The organism is Amycolatopsis sp. NPDC047767 (assembly GCF_040704195.1).
GTDB lineage: Bacteria > Actinomycetota > Actinomycetes > Mycobacteriales > Pseudonocardiaceae > Amycolatopsis.
The window spans coordinates 39,737-59,782 of record NZ_JBEYSJ010000016.1; the positions used below are offsets into that span (position 1 = coordinate 39,737).

Sequence of the window (20,046 nt, forward strand, 5' to 3'; positions counted from 1 at the left end):
CCGAGAAAACCGCCAAACAAGACAGAAAGGGCTTAACGCAGCCTGGTGCTTTGATCCTTATATCCGATTTCATCGGTTTTTGGTTGAAGTCCTGGTGAATTCCCGGGCGGGAGGTGGTCTCGACCCCCTGTTTCTTCACGTTCCGCACGCATAATTCCCTCCCGGTAGTCCGAACGAGTGGCAGGAGTGTGCGCGTGCCGGGGTCTGTACGTGCCCGTTGGGTGGTGGGGGCCGCGGGTGTCGTGGTCGTCGCTGCTGCCGTGGGAATCGCCTTCGCGGTCTGGCCCGACGGGGCGTCCGCGCAGGATCCGGAGATCCAGATCTCCCGCTCCGCCTGTGGTCAGGGCTGGACCGACCCCAAGCCGGGCCCGCAAATCTTCAACCTTCACAACACCGGTGCCGTCACGTCGGAGGTCGATCTGATCGACCCGAAGACCGGGGTGATCTACGGCGAGGTCGAGGGACTCGGCACGGGGACGACCCGGCCGATGTCGGTGACGCTCGGTAACGGATCGTACGCCTTCCGGTGCCTTCCGGAGGACTCCTCCGCGATCGTGGGCCCGACGACGACCGTCAGTGGCGGCGCCGAGCGCGGCCCGGGTGTCGCGGCGGTGACGCAGAACGACCTCCTGCAGCCGCTGAAGGTCTACGAGGCCAAGGTGACCCAGGGCCTCGACACGCTGGTCACCGACGTCGGCGCGCTCAAGGACGCCGTGCACCGCGGCGACCGCGGCGCGAGCGAGTCCACCTGGCTCACCGCGCACCTGACCTACGAGCGCCTCGGCGCCGCGTACGACGCGTTCGGCGACTCCGACGGCGCCATCAACGGCACGACCGCCGGCCTGCCCGGCGGCACCTCCGACCCGGACTTCACCGGCTTCCACCGCCTCGAATACGGCCTCTGGCACAACGAGGACATGGGCTCGCTCGGCGGCGTCGTCGACAAGCTCGCCACGGACGTCCAGGACCTGCGCACGGCCTTCCCGCAGAGCCAGGTGGACCCCAACGACCTCGGCCTGCGCGCCCACGAGATCGTGGAGAACGCCCTGCAGTTCGAGCTCACCGCCAAGACCGACTACGGCAGCGGCACCAACCTCGCCACCGCGCGGGCGAACCTCGACGGCGTGCAGACCGTGCTCGACGTCCTGCGCCCGGTGCTCGCCCCGCGCTACCCGCAGCTGTCCGATGTGGACAGCTGGATGAAGCGCACCGAAACCACTCTCGACGGCGCCCGCAAGCCCGACGGTTCGTGGACGCCGGTCTCGGCGCTCACCACACCGCAACGCCAGAAGATCAACGCCGACGTCAGCGAGCTCACCGAGCGGCTCGCCCCGATCGCGGCCATCGCCGAACCCAGGAGGGTTTCGTGACCGCCAAGCCCGCCAAGCCCGCCCTGCCCGGGGAGTCCTCCCGCCGGACGTTCCTGCGCCGCACCGTCGTCGGCGCGGGCCTGACCGCCGCCGCGGGCGTGGGGGTCGGCTCGGTCGCCGCGAGCGCCGCCGACACCGGCTCCGGTTCCGTCGCGTTCCACGGCGACCGCCAGGCCGCGATCGTGCGCCGGCCGCCCGCGCAGAGCGTGGTGGCCTCGTTCGACGTCGTCGCCGACAACAAGGCCGAGCTGGCGGACCTGTTCAAGCAGATCACCGAGCGGGCGCGCTTCCTCACCGCAGGCGGCGCCCCCGCGGCGCTCGGCATCACCGCGCCGCCCGCCGATTCCGGCGTGCTCGGCCCGGTCGTGCCGGCGGGCAACCTCGGCGTGGTGCTCGGCGTGGGCTCGTCGCTGTTCGACGAGCGCTACGGCCTCGCGGCGGTCAAGCCGAAGAAGCTCAAGCCGATGACGATGTTCCCCAACGACGACCTCGACGCCGCCCAGTGCCACGGCGACCTGTCGCTCACGCTTTCGGCCGACAACACCGACACCGTGCTCCACGCGCTGCGCGACATCACCCGCGCCACCCGCGGCGGCATGCAGCTGCGCTGGAAGATCAACGGCTTCTCCTCGCAGCCGCGGCCTTCGGGCACCCCGCGCAACCTCATGGGTTTCAAGGACGGCATCGCGAACCCGACCGAGGCCGAGTACGACAAGCTGGTCTGGCTCGGCGACGGCAGCGGCGAGCCCGCGTGGACCAAGGGCGGTACCTACCAGGTCGTGCGGCTGATCCGGATGCTCGTCGAGTTCTGGGATCGCGTGTCGCTGACCGAGCAGGAGAACATGTTCGGCCGCCGCCGCGACACCGGCGCGCCGCTGGACGGCGCCGACGAGCAGGACGTGCCGAAGTACGCCGACGACCCCATCGGCACCGTCATCCCGCTCACGAGCCACATCCGCAAGGCGAACCCCCGGAAGCCGGAGACGGATTCCAGCCGGATCCTGCGCCGCGCGGTCAACTACGACCGCGGCGTGGACACGAACGGCAACCTGGACATGGGCCTGATCTTCACCTGCTACCAGCAGGACCTCGAGCGTCAGTTCGAGGCGGTCCAGAAGCGGCTCGTCGACGAGCCGCTGGTCGATTACATCTCCCCGTTCGGCGGCGGGTACTTCCTGGCGCTGCCCGGGGTGATCGGTCCCGACGACCACTACGGCCGGGTGTTGCTCGCCTGACCGTTCTCCCGAAAGTGCAATTCCCACCACAAGGTCACCGAGATCAGGAGGATTCCCCAGTGGACAAAGGAATCGGCAGACGGCGTCGCCGTTCACGCCGGCTGATCGGCGCGGGAGCGCTCGCATCGGCCGCCGCGCTGGCGATCGTCACCGGCTCCGCGGCGTCGACCGCAGATGCCCAGGCGCTGCACACCCTGCCTGCGTCGTGGCTGCCGACGCTCACCCCGATCAAGCACGTCGTGGTGATCTTCGGCGAGAACGTCTCGTTCGACCACTACTTCGGCACCTACCCCAACGCGACCAACCAGGACGGCACCCCGTTCGAGGCCGCGAAGAAGACCCCGAAGGTCAACGGCCTCGACAAGAAGCTGCTGACCAACAATCCCAACGCCTACGACCCGAAGCGTCTTTCCCCCGACCAGGCGCTGACCTGCGACCAGAACCACGCTTACGGTGCTGAGCAGGCCGCGTTCAACGGCGGCAAGATGGACAAGTTCGTCGAGAAGACCGAGACCGACAAGTGCACGGGGCAGCCGATCCTCTTCGGCGAGCCGGGCCTGGTCATGGACTACTACGACGGCAACACCGTCACGGGCCTGTGGAACTACGCTCAGAACTATGCGATGAGCGACAACTCCTACAACACGAACTTCGGCCCGTCGACCCCCGGTGCGCTCAACCTGGTCTCCGGCCAGACGGGAGGGGCGCAGGCGCTCACCTCGGTGACGCACCAGCCGACCACCGACTCGTACGTCGTCGTTTCCCCGGACAAGAACGGGATCGGCACGGTCATCAACGACCCGGACCCGGCGTACGACGACTGCTCGGACAAGAACCACACCGCCACCGAGAACCTCGCCTCGCTGCAGGGCAAGAACATCGGTGACATGCTGAACCAGCGTCACGTGACCTGGGGCTGGTTCCAGGGTGGTTTCAAGCCGACCGGCACCCAGAACGGGTTCGCGGTCTGCGGTGCGCAGCACAACAACGTGGGCGGCATGCCCGTGGTGGACTACAACCCCCACCACAACCCGTTCGCGTACTACAAGTCGACCTCGAACCCGAAGCACCTGCCGCCGTCCTCGGTGCAGGCCATCGGTCAGACCGACCAGGCCAACCACCAGTACGACATCAGCGACTTCGACGCTTCGCTGAAGGCCGGCTCGATGCCCGCCGTGAGCTACCTCAAGGCCCCGGCCTACGAGGACGCCCACGCGGCCAACTCCGACCCGCTGGACGAGCAGCAGTTCGTCGCCACCGAGATCAACAAGATCCAGCAGTCACCGGAGTGGAAGTCCACCGCGATCGTTCTCGCCTACGACGACTCGGACGGCTGGTACGACCACCAGAAGTCCACGATCATCAACGGGTCGCAGGACGCCGCGAACGACTCGTCGGTCTGCACCGGCACCAAGACCAAGCTGGGCACGACGGCGGACCGCTGTGGTTACGGCCCGCGCCTGCCGATGCTGGTCATCTCGCCCTACAGCAAGGTGAACTTCGTCGACCACACCCGCACGGACCAGACCTCGGTTCTCCAGTTCATCGAGGACAACTGGTTCACCGGCCGGGTCGGCGGTTCGTCGTTCGACTCCCGCGCCGGCGGCCTGTGGAACATGTTCAACTTCTGGTACCCGCAGGCGGGCAAGCTGCCGCTGGACCCGAAGACGGGCGCGGTCGTCAAGAACGGCCACCACTGAACACCGCGTAGGACCGAACACCAGTAGTACCCCAGTTCCGAAGGCCACCGGGTTCCCGAACCCGGTGGCCTTCGGCCGTTTCCGGGCCCGCCCGCTGTGTCCGACGCGACGGCGGTCGCAGTGGCGCGATAAGTAACCAACTGGTTGGATAATGGACGGAGGTGGTCACCGTGACCGGACCGTTCGTCTTCATCGCCACCAACAGTGTGGTCCCCGGCAGGTTCGACGCCGAGAAGAGCCGCGCGCCCGGCTGGGCCCGGTTCGTCGACGGCCACGAGCCGCGGCTGATCGCGTTCCACGAGTACGCGAGCGCCGACGGCACCGAGGTCGAGTTCGTGCAGATCCACCCGGACACCGACTCGTTCGAGCACCACCTGCGCGTGCTCTCCGAGCACGCCGACCCGGAGTTCCGCGAGAACCTCACGGCCACCACGAGCATCCGCGTCCACGGCACGCCGACCGAGGCGATCCTGACGATGCTGCGGGACCTGGCCGGCGCGGGCGTGCCGATCACCTTCTTCCCGCACCGCCTGGGCGGCTTCACGCGCCGCTGAGCGCATTTTCGCGGCGATTTTCCCGCGGGCGGCCACAGTTCGGAAATGCCTCTTGCGCTCGGGCAGTGCGCACTGGTCCAATCCCCGCCATGGCCACGTGGACCGAAACGCCGCGACTGCGGCTGCGCCGGTTCACGCCCGCCGACGGCGGCGCACTCGCCGATCTCCACGGTGATCCCGAGGTGATGCGCTTCGTCGACGACGGCCGTCCGGTGTCGCGTGAAGTCGTCGAGGGCACGACACTTCCGGGTTTCCTCGCGGAATACCGGGATCTGCCCGCGGGGTTCGGGTGTTTCGCCGCCGTGAATTCGGGGACGGACCAATTCGCCGGGTGGTTCTCGGTGCGGCCGGCCACGAGCCGCGGTCTCGAAGCCGGCGGGCCCGAAGTCGGATACCGCCTGCTGCCCGCCGTGTGGGGGCGCGGGTTCGCGACGGAAGGGCTGCAAGCGGTGCTGGGCAAGGCATTCGCGGAACTCGGGGCCGAGCGGGTCGTCGCGACGACGATGACGGTCAACACCCGTTCCCGGCGGGTGCTCGAGAAGGCGGGCCTCGGGCTCGTGCGCACGTTCTTCCTCGAGTGGCCGGAATACCTGGAAGGCGCGGAACACGGCGATGTCGAGTACGCGCTGTCCAGAGAGGAATGGGTGTCCAGCACCGCGCGACATTAGTCGACACGATAGGGTTCCCCCAGGCACGTCCTGTAGAAGGTGAAGGAACGACGAACCATGGCGCAGAAGGTTCACGTCGAGATGGTGGACGACATCGACGGCAGCATTGCCGATCAGACCGTCCCCTTCAGCCTCGACGGTGTGAGTTACGAGATCGATCTGTCCGAAGACAACGCCGCCGCGCTTCGTGATGAGCTGGCCCGCTACGTCACCGCGTCCCGCCGCGTCGGGGGCCGCAAGGTGCGCATGGCCGCCGGGCAGGCGCCGCGGGCGACGTCGTCCGCCGCCGATCGGGAGCGCAACCGCCTCATGCGGGAGTGGGCCGAGGCCAACGGCTTCAAGGTGTCCGACCGGGGCCGGCTCCCCGCGGAGATCGTGAAGGCCTACGAAGAGCGTGAAGAAGAGATCGACGAGGTCGAAGAGGCTCCCGCCAAGCCGGCCCGCAAGCGTGCGCCGCGCAAGAAGGCCAACGCCTGAGCCGAGCTTCCGGAAAAGGGGTCCGTCACCGCCGTGACGGACCCCTTTCGGCGTTCACGGGGAAGTTCCGCCCAGCACGGCGAAATCACCGGCCGATGTAGCAGGGATGACACGCGCGGACCGTGGTGATGGCCACACGACGACGGCGCCGCGCGCGGGGTAGGGTAGCCAAGCCTAAATGTCCTGTGAGTGAAGGTAACCGACTGTGGCCGAGAGAGCCCGCCCGAGAACACTCTCGCTGACGGCGGGGCTCGTGGTGCTCCTGGTGGCGCTCGTGCTTGCCGCCGTGCTGAGCATCGCCGTCGGATCACGCGGGTTGTCGTTCGGCACCGTCCTCGACTCCTTGTTCCACTACGACGCCTCGAATCCCGATCACCTCGTGGTGCACGAGCTGCGCCTGCCGCGCACGCTCGTCGGTGTGCTCGCGGGTGTCGCACTGGGACTGTCCGGTGCCGTGATCCAAGGCGCCACCCGCAATCCGCTCGCCGACCCGGGCCTGCTGGGCGTGAACGCGGGCGCCGCGCTGTTCGTGGTGCTGGGCATCAGCACGCTCGGTATCACCACCGTCACCGGATACGTCTGGTTCGGTTTCGCCGGTGCGGCCGCCGCCGCGGTGGTCGTCTACGGGATCAGCGCGCTCGGCCGGGTCGGTGCCACGCCGGTGAAACTGGCGCTCGCCGGCGCGGCGGTGACGGCGGCGCTGCAGTCGGTGACGAGCGGCCTGCTGCTCACCGACACGACCACGTTCGACCAGTTCCGCTTCTGGCAGGTGGGCTCGCTGACCGGGCGCGACGCGTCGACGATCACGCAGGCCGTACCGTTCATCGTGGTCGGCGTGGTGCTCGCGCTGGTGGCCGCGCGGATGCTCAACGCGCTGGCGCTGGGCGAGGACGTCGCCCGTGCGCTCGGGCAGAACGTCGCCGTGGCGCGGGCGATCTGCGCGCTCGCCGTGGTCGTCCTCTGTGGATCGGCGACGGCCATCGCCGGCCCGATCGCCTTCGTCGGGCTGACCGTGCCGCACGTCGCGCGCCTGATCACCGGGCCCGACCACCGCTGGCTCCTGCCGTACTCCGCTTTGCTGGCACCGTTGCTGCTGCTCGTGGCCGACGTGATCGGCCGCGTGATCGCGCGCCCGGCCGAGGTGCAGGTGGGCATCGTGACCGCCGTGATCGGCGCGCCCGTGTTCATCGTCCTGGTGCGGCGCCGGAAGCTGGTGAAGGTGTGAAGCCGCCCCTGGAGCTGGCCGACGCGCTGAAGGCGGTCTCGGCCGCCCGCCGCCAGGGCTCGGCGCGGGTGTGGCTCGTGTCGATCGTGCTTTTCGTGCTGCTGGTCTTGGTTTTCGCGCTGTCGCTGGCCGTCGGTGACTTCAACGTCCCCTGGGGACAGCTGCCCGGCATCCTCTTCGGCGACGGCACGGGCGGCGGCGCCTACGTGGTCACCCAGCTGCGGCTCCCGCGCGCCGTCGCGGCGGTGCTCGTCGGCGTCGCGTTCGGACTCGGCGGTGCGCTTTTCCAGCGCCTGCTGCGCAATCCGCTCGCGAGCCCCGACGTGATCGGCGTGACGCAGGGAGCCAGCGCCGCCGCGGTGATCTGCCTGGTCCTGTTCGGCGTGTCCGGTCCGGTGCTGTCGGCCGCCGCGTTCGTCGGGGCGCTGCTCACCGGCGTGATCATCTACGTGCTCTCGCGCCGCGGCGGCGTCAACGGCTACCGCCTCGTGCTCATCGGCGTCGGGGTCGGTGCGGTGCTCGCCAGCATCGTGTCGTACCTGATGACCTGGGCCGACGTGACGCTGGCGCAGCAGGCCCTGGTGTGGCTCACCGGCAACCTCAACGGCGCGAGCTGGGACAAGGTGGTGCCACTCGCGATCGCGCTGGCGGTGCTCGGCCCGGCCGCCGTGCTGCTGAGCCGCGCGCTCACCGGGCTGCAGCTGGGCGACGACACCGCGGCCGGGCTCGGCCTGCGCGTGGAACGCATGCGCCTGCTGCTGCTCCTCGTCGCCACCGCGCTCGCCGCATTCGCCACGGCGGCGGCCGGGCCGGTGAGTTTCGTGGCGTTCGTGGCGAACCCCGTGGCGACGCGGCTCGTGGGCGGCGCTCGCGTCGGCCTCGTCGCGCCTGCCCTCACCGGCGCGCTCGTGACGTTGCTCGGCGACTTCGTCGCGCAGCACCTGCTCGGCACGCAGCTGCCGGTGGGTGTCGTGACCGGGGCCGTCGGCGCGCCGTACCTGCTGTACCTCCTCGCCACGGCGAACCGGGCCGGCCGAGTCTGAGAGAGAAGGCGCGTGAAACCGACGACACCCACCCTGCACACCGAAGGTCTCGAGCTCGGCTACGGGCCCGTGACCGTGGTGAAGGACCTCTCGGTGCGCATCCCCGAGGGCAAGGTCACCATGATCGTGGGGACCAACGCGTGCGGTAAGTCGACGCTGCTGCGCGGCCTGGCTCGCCTGCTCGCCCCCTCGGCCGGCGCGGTGTACCTCGACGGCGAGCGCATTTCTTCGTTGCGCAGCAAGGACGTCGCCCGGGTGCTCGGCCTGCTGCCGCAGTCGCCGACGGCGCCGGAGGGCATCACGGTCGCCGACCTCGTCGGCCGCGGCCGCTACCCGCACCAGGGCGTGTTCCGCCGCTGGAACGACGAGGACGACGACGCCGTGGCGCGCGCGATGCTGGCCACCGACACCGTGGAGCTGGCCGGCCGGCCCGTCGACGAGCTGTCGGGCGGGCAGCGCCAGCGCGTGTGGATCGCGATGGCGCTCGCCCAGCGCACTCCGTTGCTGCTGCTCGACGAGCCCACGACGTTCCTCGACATCAGCCACCAGGTCGAGGTGCTCGACCTGCTCGCGGACCTCAACCACAACGACGGCACCACCGTCGTGATCGTGCTGCACGACCTCAACCTCGCGGCCCGCTACGGCGATCACCTCATCGCCATGAAAAACGGGTCGATCGCCGCCGAGGGCGCGCCCGGCGAAATCCTCACCGCCGAGCTCGTGGAGGACGTGTTCGGCATGCCCTGCCGGATCATCGCCGATCCCGTGTCCGGCACCCCCATGGTCGTCCCGATCGGCCGCCACCACGCCGCCGCTCCCACCACACAGCCCTAGGAAGGAACACCCCACGATGGCCAGATGGACCAAGGTCGTCGGCGTCCTCGCCGCCGCCACACTCCTGGGCGCGTGCAGCCAGCCCGCCAACACGACCACCTCGGGCGTGGGGGACAAGGACGTCGCCACCGGCGGCCGCCTGTTCTCCACCGCCGACACCGAGACCGCCAAGCTGAAGGCCGACGTCGGCCCCGGCGTCTTCCCCCGCACGGTCACCCACGCCCTGGGCCAGACGAAGATCGAGAAGGCGCCCGCCCGCGTGGTCGTGCTCGACAGCGGTGAGCTCGACGACGTGCTGGCGCTGGGCGTCACGCCCGTCGGCATGGCCACCACCGCCGGCCAGACCGGGGTGCCCAGCTACCTCGCCGACCGTGCCAAGGGCATCCCGACGATCGGCAACACCGACAACCTCAACCTCGAGAAGATCGCTTCGCTGCAGCCGGACCTGATCCTGGGCAGCAAGCTGCGCGCCAACGACCTGTACCCGCAGCTGTCGAAGATCGCGCCGACGGTGTTCAGCATCCGCCCGGGTTTCCCGTGGAAGGAGAACCTGCTGCTGGTCGGCGCGGCGCTGGGCCAGGAGAACAAGGCCGTGGCGGCGCTGAACGCGTACCAGAAGAAGGCCGACGAGGTGAAGGCCGGGATCAAGGGCAACCCCAAGATCTCGTTGCTGCGCTTCCACTCCACGGGCATCCGGATCTACGGCGACCTGTCGTTCATCGGCGTGATCTTCAAGGACGTGGGCCTGCAGCGGCCGGACAACCAGCACATCAACGAGCTGGCCAAGCAGATCTCGCGTGAGCGCATCGACGAGGCCAACGGCGACTGGATCTTCTACTCCAGCTACGGCGCGGGCCCGAACGCCGACGAGAAAGCCGTGACGGGCAGCGGGCTGTGGGCCGGCCTGAGCGCGGTGAAGTCGCAGCACGCCATCCGCGTCTCCGACGAGGTGTGGTTCCTCGGCCTCGGCCCGATCGGCGCCGACCACGTGCTCGACGACCTGAAGAAGTACCTCGGCTGACGCGTTTCGCACTGACGCCGAGAGGGCCTCCCCGGGATCGCCCGGGGAGGCCCGCTCGGTGGTGGCGTCAGGCGCGGTAGATCGTCTTGAACTGCTGGTAGTTGCCCAGCGCCTCCGGGCCCAGCTCGCGGCCGATGCCGCTGGCCTTCACGCCGCCGAACGGCGCGACGGGGTCGGGCAGGTAGGTGTTGACGCCGATCGTCCCCGTCTCGACGCGCCGGGCCACGCCCATGCCGCGTTCGGCGTCGGTGGTCCACACGGTGCCGCCGAGCCCGAAGTCGGAGTCGTTGGCGATGGCCACGGCGTCGGCTTCGTCGGCGTAAGGGATCACCGACAGCACGGGCCCGAAGATCTCTTCGCGCGAGATCGTGGCGGAGTTGTCCACGTCGGCGAAGATCGTCGGCTCCACGAACCAGCCGACGTCCCGGCCGTTCGGCCGGCCGCCGCCGGTGGTCACGCGGCCGCCTTCGGCCTTGCCCTTCGCGATGTAGCCCTCCACGCGGGTGCGGTGCGCGGAGCTGGCCATCGGGCCGATCGTGGTGGCTTCGTCGAGCGAATCGCCGACCACGGCACCGGAAGCCATGTCCGTGAGCACGTCCACGACCTCGGTGTAGCGGCTGCGCGGCGCGAGCACGCGGGTGCCGAGGAAACAGGTCTGGCCGTTGTTCATCATCGTGGCCACGAACAGGCCTTCGACGCTCCCGGCGACGTCCGCGTCGTCGAGGATGATCGCCGCCGACTTGCCGCCCAGCTCCAGCGTGACCGGGCGCAGCAGCTCCGCGCAGGCCGACGCGATCGCGCGGCCCGCCACCGTCGAGCCGGTGAACGTGACCTTGTCGACGCCGGGGTGCTTCACCAGGTATGCGCCGAGCTCGCGGCCACCCGGCACGATGCTCACGACCCCCGGCGGCAGGCCCAGGCCCGCGAGGACCTCGGCGAGCAGGAAGGCGTCGAGCACCGTCTCCGGCGAGGGCTTGATGACGACCGAGCAGCCGGCCGCCAGCGCCGGCGCAAGCTTGAAGAACAGCAGCGTCTGCGGGAAGTTCCACGGCACGATCGCCGCGACGACCCCGACCGGTTCGCGGCGGACGACGACGTTGCCGCCGAAGGCGCCCTGACGGATCTCTTCGACGGGCTGCTCGCGGACGATCCCGCCGTACATCTGCAGGAGCCCGGCCGGGTAGCCGGTCTCCGCCTGCATCGCGGGGCTCGCGATCGGCATGCCGTTCTGGGCGCTCACCAGCTGCGCGAACTCCGAGCTGCGCTCCGCCATCACCGCGGCGAAGCGGTCGAGGACGTCGGCGCGTTTCGCCGGCTCCCAATGGGCCCAGCCCTGCGGGTCGCGCAGCGCCGCTCGAGCGGCGGCCACGGCCTTGTCGACGTCCGCGGGTCCCGCTTCCGGAACCTGCCCGATGGCTTCCTCCGTGCTCGCCGACAGCACGGTGGTGGTGGCGTCGGTGGATGGTGCGGTCCATTCGCCGCCGATGAACAGCGCGTCGTGTACGTGCTTCACCTGCAAAACTCCTCGGCCACTTGGGCGCCGCCGGAGTTGCGGCGCGAACACAGGGTGGACCGAAGCTCTACACAACAGTTGTCGCAGCGCGCCAGACTTGTTGTTCCTCGGCGTATGCTGGCTCGACTGCACCCAGAACGACCTGGGAGATGCCGATGGGGCGAAGCCTTCAGGCCGACGCGTGGAGCCACGAGCTCGCGGGGGCGTTCGCCGGGTTGCACGCCGAACGGCACGACGGCCTGCTCCCGCTCGGCACCCTCGACGCGATGCAGCTGGGCGACGTCGGGATCTACGACGTGCGCGGCACCACGCAGATCGTGCGCCGCACCGCCCGCGGCGTGCGCGCGGACCACGTCGAGCGGCTGAAGATCTGCCTGATCGAGCGGGGCGGCGCGCTCGTGGAGCAGGGCCGGCGGCGGGTGCCGCTGGAGGTCGGTGACTTCGCCCTCTACGACTTGCGGCGGCCGTACCAGCTGACGATGCGCGGGGCGTTCCGCTGCGCGGTGATGACGTTCCCGCGCGCCGCGCTCGGCCTGCCCGACTCCGCGCTCGAAGCGATGATGGAGCGCCGGTTCATCACCGGCAGCGGCGTGGGCCAGGTCTTCGCCTCCTGCCTGCGCAGCACGCTCGACCAGCGCGAGAAGCTGTCCGACGGCTCGCCGGTGCGCCTGCGCGAAGCCGCCGTGGCGCTGCTCGCGGCCACGCTCGGCAGCGGCGCCGACCTCCCGGCGGGCCACGCGAACCTGGCGCTGCGCGAGCGCGTGCTCGACCACGTCCGCGTGCACCTGGCCGACCCGCACCTGTCGCCGGCGACGGCGGCAGCCGCGCTGCACATGTCGCCGCGCTCGCTGCACCGCCTGTTCGAGGACTCCGGCGAAACGTTCGGCGGCACCGTCCGCAAGCTGCGGCTCGAGGCCGTGCGGCGTGATCTCACCGACCCGCTGCTGGCGGGGCGCAGCATCGCGGCCGTGGCGGCGCGCTGGGGGATCACGGACCAGCCGTGGCTTTCGCGGGCGTTCCGGGCGGAGTACGGGGTGACGCCTTCGGGGCTGCGGCGGAGGATGACCGGGTCTTAGCGCTCAGGGGCCCAGTCGTCTCAGAGGCCCAGTCGCGCGTCGAGGTCGATCTTGCCGCCCACGGCGTCGAGGATCGCGCGCAGCGCGGTCTTCTCCTGGAGCGGGCGGCCGTGCTGGTCGGCGTGGGCGCGCATGAGGTTGCCGACGTGGCGCTCGGGATTGCTCCAGTTCGGCCAGCGGCGGCGGGCGATCGTGGCCAGCTCGTCGAAGTCGGGGGTTTCCGGGGTGGTCGCGTCGAGCAGCCAGTTGAGGTACGTGCGCAGCACGGCGACCGGGAAGCTGCCGGGGTGGCTGAGCGCGCCGTGGCCGGGCACGAACGTGCGGACGGTCGGGAAAGTCTTGTCCAGCCAGTAAAGCGCGTCGAGCCAGCCGGGGATCGAGCCGTGGATCGCCATCGGCGTGGAGCCGACCGACAGCAGGTCGCCGGTGAACAGCGTGCCGGTCTTCGGTTCGAACACCACCAGGTCGCCGTCGGTGTGCGCGACGCCGGGGAACGGCACGACCTCCACGACCACCCCGCCGAGGTCGACCTCGCGCGGCGTGGTGACGGCGTGCACGGCCTCGGGTTTCGGAGCTTCGAGCGTGCCCCAGTTCTTGCAGTCGAACGTGTCCTCGTACCGCTGCGGGCCCGCCCGCACCGCGGACACGGCCGACTCGGCGGCGAGGATGCGCCCGCCGTTGCGCAACGCCACGCCGGCGCCGTTGTGGTGCGCGCCGTGGGCGTGGGTGAGCACGAGCGTGAGCGGCATTTCGACGGTCGAGTACTTGCGGACGTCCTTGACCAGGTCGAGCGTGTCCCGCTCAGTGCCGCACGTATCGACCAGCAGCACGCCCGACCGGCCGCGGATCCAGCCGCAGTTGGACACGAGCCAGTCGGTCGGGCTGCGGACGTAGGCGACCACGCTCGGGTCGGAGTACCTGAGCGGCACGATGTTTCGCCTGATGGCGGGCATGGGGTCCCCCTCGTGGGCTGCGCCGCCGTGATCCCGGACCACCGCATGGTAGTGGATCACTGACCTTCGAATGGTATAGACCAAGCGGGCGTATGTCAGCAGGCTGCGAGCCCACCGTGTGCTACGTCGCACAGCCCAGGCCGATACCTCCCTACGCCGACCGGCAGACCATACCTCCGGTTCGGCATTCCCTCAGTTCGGCGACTTGTGGTGACGGTGTGGTCACTTCTCGTGAAACGTCGCCCGAGGTGGGTGAGCCGGGGAAGATTTACGTCGTCCGATTTCCGGCGGAAGCCAGGGCGGGCCGGTCCGACGTCGTGGTCGAGGGCCGGAAGTCCGCGCGGTAGCGGCTGGGCGCGACCCCGACGTGGCGGGTGAAGTGCTGCCGGAACGACACCGGTGACCCGAACCCGCAACAGCCGGCGATCTCGGCGACGGGCAGGTCGGAGCTCTCCAGCAGCTGCTGCGCCCGGGCGATGCGTTGGTCCAGCAGCCAGCGCACGGGCGTGGTGCCCGTCTCGGCCACGAACCGGCGCGCGAAGGTGCGCTCGGACATCGACGCCCAGGCAGCCAGCTCGGCGACCGTCAGCGGCCGCCGCAGTTCCCGCAACGCGCGTTCCCGCACGGCGGCCAGCGGTTCCTCGTCGCGGGGCGGCGTCGGGACCGTGATGAACTGCGCTTGCCCACCCGAGCGGAACGGCGCCGTGACCATGGTCCGCGCGATCCCCGCCGCGACGTCCGCGCCCTGCGTGAGCCGCACGAGGTGCAGGCACAGGTCGATCCCGGCGGCGACCCCGGCCGACGTCCACACGCCGTCTCCGCCCGCGTACAGCACGCCGGGGTCGACCTGGGCCGACGGATGCCGCCGCGCGAGCTCGCTCGTGAACCGCCAGTGCGTGGCGGCCGGTCGCCCGTCCAGCAGCCCGGCCGCGCCCAGCACGAACGCGCCCAGGCACAGGCCCGCGACCTGCGCGCCCGCCCGGTGGGCCGCCCGCAACGCGGCGAGCAGCTCGGGTGCGGGCTTCGCATCGACGTTCGCCAGGCCCGGCACCACGACGACGTCCGCCGTGCGCACCCAGGCGAACGTCCGTTCCGGGGTGATGGTGGCGCCGCCCGTCAGCCGCACGGGGTCCTTCGTGGCCGAGCACTTGCGCAGCTCGGCTTCCGGCCCGCTGCGCGCGCCCCACACCTCGTCGACCACGGCCGTGTCGAACAGCCGAGCCCCGTCGAACAGCACCAGCGCGATCTTCTGCACGGCTCCACAGTAGCTGGCAGGATCTCATCGATGAACGACTTCACTGCCACTCACCGATCGCCGGTCCGTCGAGGCAGGATGGCGGCATGACCACTTTCTCGCTGCGCCACCTGGGCGGACCCACGTCGCTGATCACCTACGGCGGGGTGCGGTTCCTGACCGACCCGACGTTCGACCAGCAGGGGGAGTACCCGATCGGCAACCGGGTGCTCGTGAAGACGACCGGGCCCGTGGCGAGCCCGGCCGAGGTCGGCGCGGTGGACGCCGTGCTGCTCTCGCACGACCAGCACTCGGACAACCTCGACCACGGCGGCCGCGCGTACCTCGAGACGGCGCCGCTCGTCCTGACCACGACGTCCGGCGCGGGGCGCCTCGGCGGCACCGCCCAGGCGCTGCCGAACTGGGAACACGTCGAGGTCGGCGGCGTGCGAGTGACCGGGATGCCCGCGCTGCACGGGCCGGAAGGCTCCGAGCCCAAGGTCGGCGAGGTCACCGGCTTCCTGCTGTCCGCCGAAGGCCTGCCGTCGGTCTACGTCAGCGGCGACAACGCGTCGCTGGCGCTGGTGCGCGAGATCGCCGCCCGCGTCGGGCCGGTGCCGATCGCCGTGCTGTTCGCGGGCGGGGCCCGCACGCCGCTCATCGACGACTTCCTCACGCTCCCGAGCGCGGCCGCCGCCGAAGCCGCCGAGATCCTGGGGTCCGCCGACGTGGTGCCGCTGCACTTCCAGGGCTGGGGGCACTTCACCCAGGGCGCCGACACGCTGGCGGAGGCGTTCGCCGGCAAGGCGACGAAACTGCACCTGCTCCAGCCGGGCGAGGAAGCCGCGGTCAGCTGAGGCCGCGCGCGAGTGCGACCGCGCCCAGCGCCACGGCCTTCGCGCCGCCCCGGGCCAGCCGCACCTCGACGGGAGAACCCGACAGCAGGGGGTGCTCGGTGAGCGCCTCCTGCATCGGTTTCTCCAGCAGTGCCCACGAGTTCGTCACGGAACCGCCGACCACCGCCGTCGCGATGCCGAGCAGGCCGCACGCGTGCGTGATCGCCTCGCCGAGGAAACGCCCGGCGTCGGTGAACACCGCCAGCGCGGCCTCGTCGCCGGCGAACGCGGCGGCCGCGACCGCCTCGGCGGGCAGGGAAACGCCCGTCGCCTCGGTGTAGCGGCGGGCCAGGGACCGGCCCGACGCGTAGGCCTCCAGGTGCCCGGTCTGCCCGCAGGTGCACGGCGCCGGCCCGTAGGTGCCGACGTGGCCGATCTCGCCCGCGCCGGTGCCGCCGCCGTGCAGCAGGGTGCCGTCCACGTACAACGCGCCGCCGACACCCGTGCCCAGCGCGACGCCGAGTACGTGCCGATCCGTTGTGGACAGTTCGCCGAGGAGGAACGCGTTCACGTCGTTCTCGGTCGTCACCGGCACGCCGCCGAGCCGTGAGGACAGCCCCGCGTTGACGGCCGTGCCCGCCCAGCCGGTGAACGAGTCGCCGGTGACCACGATCGTCCCGGTCTCCGGCTCCACCACGCCGGCCGCACCGACGCCGACCCCGGCCAGCCGGCCCGGCGCGAGCGACAACACCAGCGCGGCCGCGCGGTCCAGGATCGCGGCACCTCCCAGGTGCGCACCCGAATCCGCCGACGCCGATGCCACCTCCCGGCCGTCGGAGTCGCACACGACCACGAGTGTTTTCGAACCGCCGATGTCGACCCCGGCCCACACTTGGCTCACGCCGCGGGATCCACGTCCGCCAGCCCGGCCCGTCGGCTGCGCTGCACCGCGGGGTCCGGCACGGGTGAGGACAGCAGCAACGCCTGCGTGTACGCGTGCGACGGCTCGCGCAGCACGCGCGCGGCCGGCCCCTGCTCCACCAGCTCGCCCCCGCGCAGCACGGCGACGCGGTCGCACAGGCTGTCGACCACCGCCAGGTCGTGGCTCACGAACAGGCAGCCGAACCCGAACTCCTCGTGCAGCCGCTTGAACACGTCCAGCACCACGGCCTGCACGGACACGTCGAGGGCGCTCGTCGGTTCGTCCGCGATCAGCAGCTTCGGCCCCAGCACCAAAGCCCGCGCGAGGCTCACGCGCTGGCGCTGCCCGCCCGACAGCTCGTGGCCGTAGCGGTCCATCAGCGACTCCGGCAGCTCCACGGCGTCGAGCAGCTCGCGCACGCGCCGCCGCCGCTCGGACCGGCCGGCGGAGGTGTGCATGACCAGCGGCTCGGCCACGGTCTGGCCCACGGTCATCCGCGGGTCCAGCGAAGACGCCGGATCCTGGAACACCGCGCCGATCTGCCGCCGCACCGCCCGCGCCGACCGCCCGGTCCCGCGTGGCAACGGCCCGCCGAGCACGTCGACCCGGCCCGATTTGGGCGTGACCAGGCCCAGCGCGCAGTTGCCCAGCGTCGTCTTGCCCGAGCCCGACTCCCCGACCAGCCCCACGATCTCGCCCGGCCCGACGCTCAGCGACACCGAGTCCACGGCGCGCTTGCCGCCGTACTCCACCACGACGTCCGTCAACGCCAGCACCGGCTTCTCCGGCGCCGCCGCCGCGCCGGCGTGCTCGCCCGCGCCCAGCCGCGGCACGGCGGCGAGCAGCTCACGCGTATACGCGGCCTGCGGGGAGGAGAACAGCTCAGCCGTCCGAGCTTCCTCCACCAGCCGGCCGGACCGCAGCACGAGGACGCGGTCGGCAACGTCCGCCACCACACCCATGTTGTGCGTGATCAGCAGCGTCGCCGTGCCCTCGGTCTCCCGGATGTCCCTCAGCAGGTCCAGGATCTGCTGCTGAACGGTCACGTCCAGCGCCGTCGTCGGCTCGTCCGCGATGATCAGCTTCGGGCGCGCGGCCAGCGCGATCGCGATCATGACGCGCTGGCGCAACCCACCGGACAGCTCGTGCGGGTACTGCTTCAGCCGCGCCTCCGGCTCCGGCACCCCTACGCGGTCCAGCAGCTCCACGCACCGCGGGTGGTAGTGCTTGTGCCGCCGCCGCTTCGGGTCGTGGTTGCGGATCGCCTCCGCGAGCTGGAACCCGATGCGCAGCAACGGGTTCAGCGCCGTCATCGGCTCCTGGAACACCATCCCCGCGCCCTGCCCGCGCAGCTTCCGCAGCTGTTCGCCCTGCAGTTCCAGCACGTTCTGCCCGGCCAGCTCGATCGCCCCGGTCACCGAAGCCGACTCGGGCAGCAGCCCCAGCACCGCGAGCGCGGCCGTGCTCTTGCCCGAGCCCGATTCGCCGACCACCGCCACGATCTCACCCGGCTCGACCGTCAGCGACAGCCCGTCGACGGCCGGGTCACCGTCCCCATAGGACACCCGCAGGTCACGGATGTCGAGTACCGGCTCGCTCATCGCCGTCCCTTCACCGCGAACGCGTCGCGCAGTCCGTCGCCCAGAAAGTTGATCGCGCACACCACGAGCACGATCGCGATGCCCGGCGGCAGGATCAGCCACCACGAGCCGTCGAACGTGTAGGTGATGCCCTTCGACAGCATCGCGCCCCAGTCGGTGCCCGGCGCGGGCACGCCGAGGCCGAGGAAGCTCACGTAGGCCACGAGCAGGATGGCGTCGGCGATCTGGAACGTCGCGTTCACCACCACCGTGCCGATGGCGTTGGGGATCACGTGCCGGAACACCACCCGCGTGCGGCTCGCGCCGAGCACGGTGATCGCGCGGATGTAGTCGCGTTCGCGCAGGCTCACCGTCTCCGCGCGCATCAGCCGTGCGGGCACCAGCCACGACACGCAGCCGATGATCAGCGCCAGCACCCCGACGCTCGGGGTGACCAGCGTGGCCGCCACCAGCAGCAGGAACAACGCGGGGATCGCGACGCCGGTGTCGACCACGCGCATCAGCACCGTGTCGAGCCAGCCGCCGGTGTAGCCGGCGAGCGCGCCCCACACCGCGCCGATCGCGGTGGCGATGAGCCCGGCCAGCACGCCGATGATCAGCGACGTCCGCCCGGCGACCATCAGCCGGCCGAGCACGTCGTAGCCGAGGTCGTCGGTGCCCAGCGGATGCCCGCTGCCGGGCCCGAGCCGCGCCGCCGCGAGGTCGGTGTGCGACTGGTCCGTGCCGTAGAACAGCGGGCCGAAGAAGCAGAACAGGATCACCAGCAGGAGCAGGATGGCGCCGACGAGCGCCGTGCGCCGCGCGAACACTCGCGAAAGGACGGTCACGACCGCACCCCCTTCACCCGCACGCGCGGATCGATCACGAGCTGCACGACGTCCGCGAGCAGCGAGCCGATCACGGTCGCCACGGCGATCACCAGCACCACCCCGAGCAGCACGGGGAAGTCGGCGTTGCGCGCGGCCGTCCAGAACAGCAGGCCGACGCCCGGGTAGTTGAACATCGACTCCACCACCAGCGAACCGCTGAACACCACGGGCACGTAGTAGCCGAGCATCGAGACCACCGACGTCAGCGAGTTGGGCCAGACGTGCCGCCAGACGATCGTGCGCTCCGGCGTGCCCTTCGCGCGGGCGGTGCGCACGTAGTCCTCGGCGAGGTTGTCCAGAGTGGACGCTCGCATGTACCGGCTGAACGCGGCCAGCGCCGCCCCCATGCCCGCGACCACCGGCAGCACCAGCGAGCCGGGTTGCGAGAGCAGCTCACCGATCGTCTCGCCCTGCGCGGCCTGCGCCGGGAACCACGGCAGGACCTGCGCGAACACGATGATCAGCACGAGCGACAGGAAGAACACCGGCGTCGCGTAGAGCAGGAACGTCACCCCGGTGGTCACGTGGTCCGCCGCCTTGCCGCGCCGCACCGCCTGCCACACACCCACCGGCAGCGCGACCACGATCGCGAGCAACGTCGAGATCGCGGTGAGCAGCAGCGTCTTCGGCACGCGCTCTCCGAGCAGCGTCGACACGGGGGAGTTCTGCGTGTACGAGTCGCCGAGGTCGCCGTGCAGCAGCCGCACCAGGTAGTCCCAGTACTGCACGGGCAACGGCTGGTCGAAGCCCTGGGCCTTGTTGAACGCGTCGATCTGCTCCTGCGTGGCCTGCACACCGAGCACGCCGCGCGCCGGACCACCGGGCAGCAGGTGCAGCAGCACGAACGTGACCACGGTGACCAGCAGCACCACGACCACGGCCAGCACGAGCCGCTTGAGGAGGTAGCGGGTCATG

The 20,046-nt window shown here is 70.7% G+C and carries 19 protein-coding genes; 12 read left to right on the plus strand and 7 right to left on the minus strand.

The genetic code is table 11. From position 1 onward, the window contains the following. Positions 1–194 precede the first annotated feature (194 nt). The 10 genes from AB0878_RS26995 to AB0878_RS27040 all read left to right on the plus strand — a co-directional run bounded on the left by AB0878_RS26995 (position 195) and on the right by AB0878_RS27040 (position 10,127). Positions 195–1,370: an EfeM/EfeO family lipoprotein gene (locus tag AB0878_RS26995; protein ID WP_366583036.1), complete on the plus strand. Its 1,176-nt coding sequence runs from the start codon at positions 195–197 to the stop codon at positions 1,368–1,370. After that, complete coding sequence (locus tag AB0878_RS27000; RefSeq protein ID WP_366583037.1) at positions 1,367–2,605, plus strand: Dyp-type peroxidase; 1,239 nt, start codon at positions 1,367–1,369, stop codon at positions 2,603–2,605. Before AB0878_RS26995 ends, AB0878_RS27000 begins: the two co-directional genes overlap by 4 nt. 59 nt (positions 2,606–2,664) lie before the next feature. Continuing rightward, positions 2,665–4,305, plus strand: coding sequence for an alkaline phosphatase family protein (locus AB0878_RS27005; protein ID WP_366583038.1), 1,641 nt, complete (start codon positions 2,665–2,667; stop codon positions 4,303–4,305). A gap of 170 nt (positions 4,306–4,475) precedes the next feature. Further along, positions 4,476–4,859 (plus strand): hypothetical protein, encoded by a 384-nt coding sequence (locus AB0878_RS27010; protein WP_366583039.1) that lies wholly within the window; start codon positions 4,476–4,478, stop codon positions 4,857–4,859. A gap of 89 nt (positions 4,860–4,948) precedes the next feature. Next, on the plus strand, positions 4,949–5,527 hold the full coding sequence (locus AB0878_RS27015; RefSeq protein ID WP_366583040.1) for a GNAT family N-acetyltransferase: 579 nt from the start codon (positions 4,949–4,951) through the stop codon (positions 5,525–5,527). Between the two features lie 57 nt (positions 5,528–5,584). Then, on the plus strand, positions 5,585–6,004 hold the full coding sequence (locus AB0878_RS27020) for an Lsr2 family protein (RefSeq protein ID WP_366583041.1): 420 nt from the start codon (positions 5,585–5,587) through the stop codon (positions 6,002–6,004). 205 nt (positions 6,005–6,209) lie between these two features. After that, entirely contained in the window at positions 6,210–7,229 is a 1,020-nt protein-coding gene (locus AB0878_RS27025; RefSeq protein WP_366583042.1) for an iron chelate uptake ABC transporter family permease subunit, read from the plus strand. Continuing rightward, the gene (locus AB0878_RS27030; protein ID WP_366583043.1) at positions 7,226–8,272 is read left to right on the plus strand and encodes an iron chelate uptake ABC transporter family permease subunit; all 1,047 of its coding nucleotides are present in this window, start codon (positions 7,226–7,228) and stop codon (positions 8,270–8,272) included. Before AB0878_RS27025 ends, AB0878_RS27030 begins: the two co-directional genes overlap by 4 nt. Before the next feature lie 12 nt (positions 8,273–8,284). Beyond that, entirely contained in the window at positions 8,285–9,106 is an 822-nt protein-coding gene (locus AB0878_RS27035; protein ID WP_366583044.1) for an ABC transporter ATP-binding protein, read from the plus strand. Positions 9,107–9,122: 16 nt separating this feature from the next. Further along, a complete protein-coding gene (locus AB0878_RS27040) occupies positions 9,123–10,127 on the plus strand; it encodes an iron-siderophore ABC transporter substrate-binding protein (RefSeq protein WP_366583045.1) in 1,005 nt (334 codons plus the stop codon). Positions 10,128–10,194: 67 nt separating this feature from the next. Here AB0878_RS27040 and AB0878_RS27045 read toward each other — a convergent pair whose 3' ends face one another. Next, positions 10,195–11,640, minus strand: coding sequence for an aldehyde dehydrogenase (locus AB0878_RS27045; protein ID WP_366583046.1), 1,446 nt, complete (start codon positions 11,638–11,640; stop codon positions 10,195–10,197). Between the two features lie 155 nt (positions 11,641–11,795). Here AB0878_RS27045 and AB0878_RS27050 point away from each other — a divergent pair, with 155 nt between their 5' ends. Next, the gene (locus AB0878_RS27050; RefSeq protein ID WP_366583047.1) at positions 11,796–12,716 is read left to right on the plus strand and encodes a helix-turn-helix domain-containing protein; all 921 of its coding nucleotides are present in this window, start codon (positions 11,796–11,798) and stop codon (positions 12,714–12,716) included. 20 nt (positions 12,717–12,736) lie between these two features. Here the strand turns inward: AB0878_RS27050 and AB0878_RS27055 are convergent, their stop codons facing one another. Continuing rightward, a complete protein-coding gene (locus AB0878_RS27055; RefSeq protein ID WP_366583048.1) occupies positions 12,737–13,669 on the minus strand; it encodes an MBL fold metallo-hydrolase in 933 nt (310 codons plus the stop codon). A 268-nt stretch (positions 13,670–13,937) separates the two neighbouring features. After that, positions 13,938–14,924 carry a helix-turn-helix domain-containing protein gene (locus AB0878_RS27060; protein WP_366583049.1) on the minus strand — a complete coding sequence of 329 codons (987 nt, stop codon included), beginning with the start codon at positions 14,922–14,924 and terminating at the stop codon, positions 13,938–13,940. A gap of 86 nt (positions 14,925–15,010) precedes the next feature. Between AB0878_RS27060 and AB0878_RS27065 the strand changes: the two genes are divergently transcribed. Beyond that, positions 15,011–15,760, plus strand: a complete 750-nt coding sequence (locus AB0878_RS27065; protein ID WP_366583050.1) for an MBL fold metallo-hydrolase — start codon at positions 15,011–15,013, stop codon at positions 15,758–15,760. Here AB0878_RS27065 and AB0878_RS27070 read toward each other — a convergent pair. From AB0878_RS27070 to AB0878_RS27085, 4 genes are read right to left on the minus strand one after another with little or no spacing between them, the layout of a single operon-like run. Further along, the gene (locus tag AB0878_RS27070; RefSeq protein ID WP_366583051.1) at positions 15,753–16,640 is read right to left on the minus strand and encodes an ROK family protein; all 888 of its coding nucleotides are present in this window, start codon (positions 16,638–16,640) and stop codon (positions 15,753–15,755) included. The genes AB0878_RS27065 and AB0878_RS27070 overlap by 8 nt on opposite strands. After that, positions 16,637–18,262: an ABC transporter ATP-binding protein gene (locus tag AB0878_RS27075; RefSeq protein ID WP_366583052.1), complete on the minus strand. Its 1,626-nt coding sequence runs from the start codon at positions 18,260–18,262 to the stop codon at positions 16,637–16,639. The genes AB0878_RS27070 and AB0878_RS27075 overlap by 4 nt, the downstream gene beginning before the upstream one ends. After that, positions 18,259–19,089, minus strand: coding sequence for an ABC transporter permease (locus AB0878_RS27080; RefSeq protein ID WP_366583053.1), 831 nt, complete (start codon positions 19,087–19,089; stop codon positions 18,259–18,261). Before AB0878_RS27080 ends, AB0878_RS27075 begins: the two co-directional genes overlap by 4 nt. Then, complete coding sequence (locus AB0878_RS27085; RefSeq protein WP_366583054.1) at positions 19,086–20,045, minus strand: ABC transporter permease; 960 nt, start codon at positions 20,043–20,045, stop codon at positions 19,086–19,088. Before AB0878_RS27085 ends, AB0878_RS27080 begins: the two co-directional genes overlap by 4 nt. Position 20,046 lies beyond the last annotated feature (1 nt).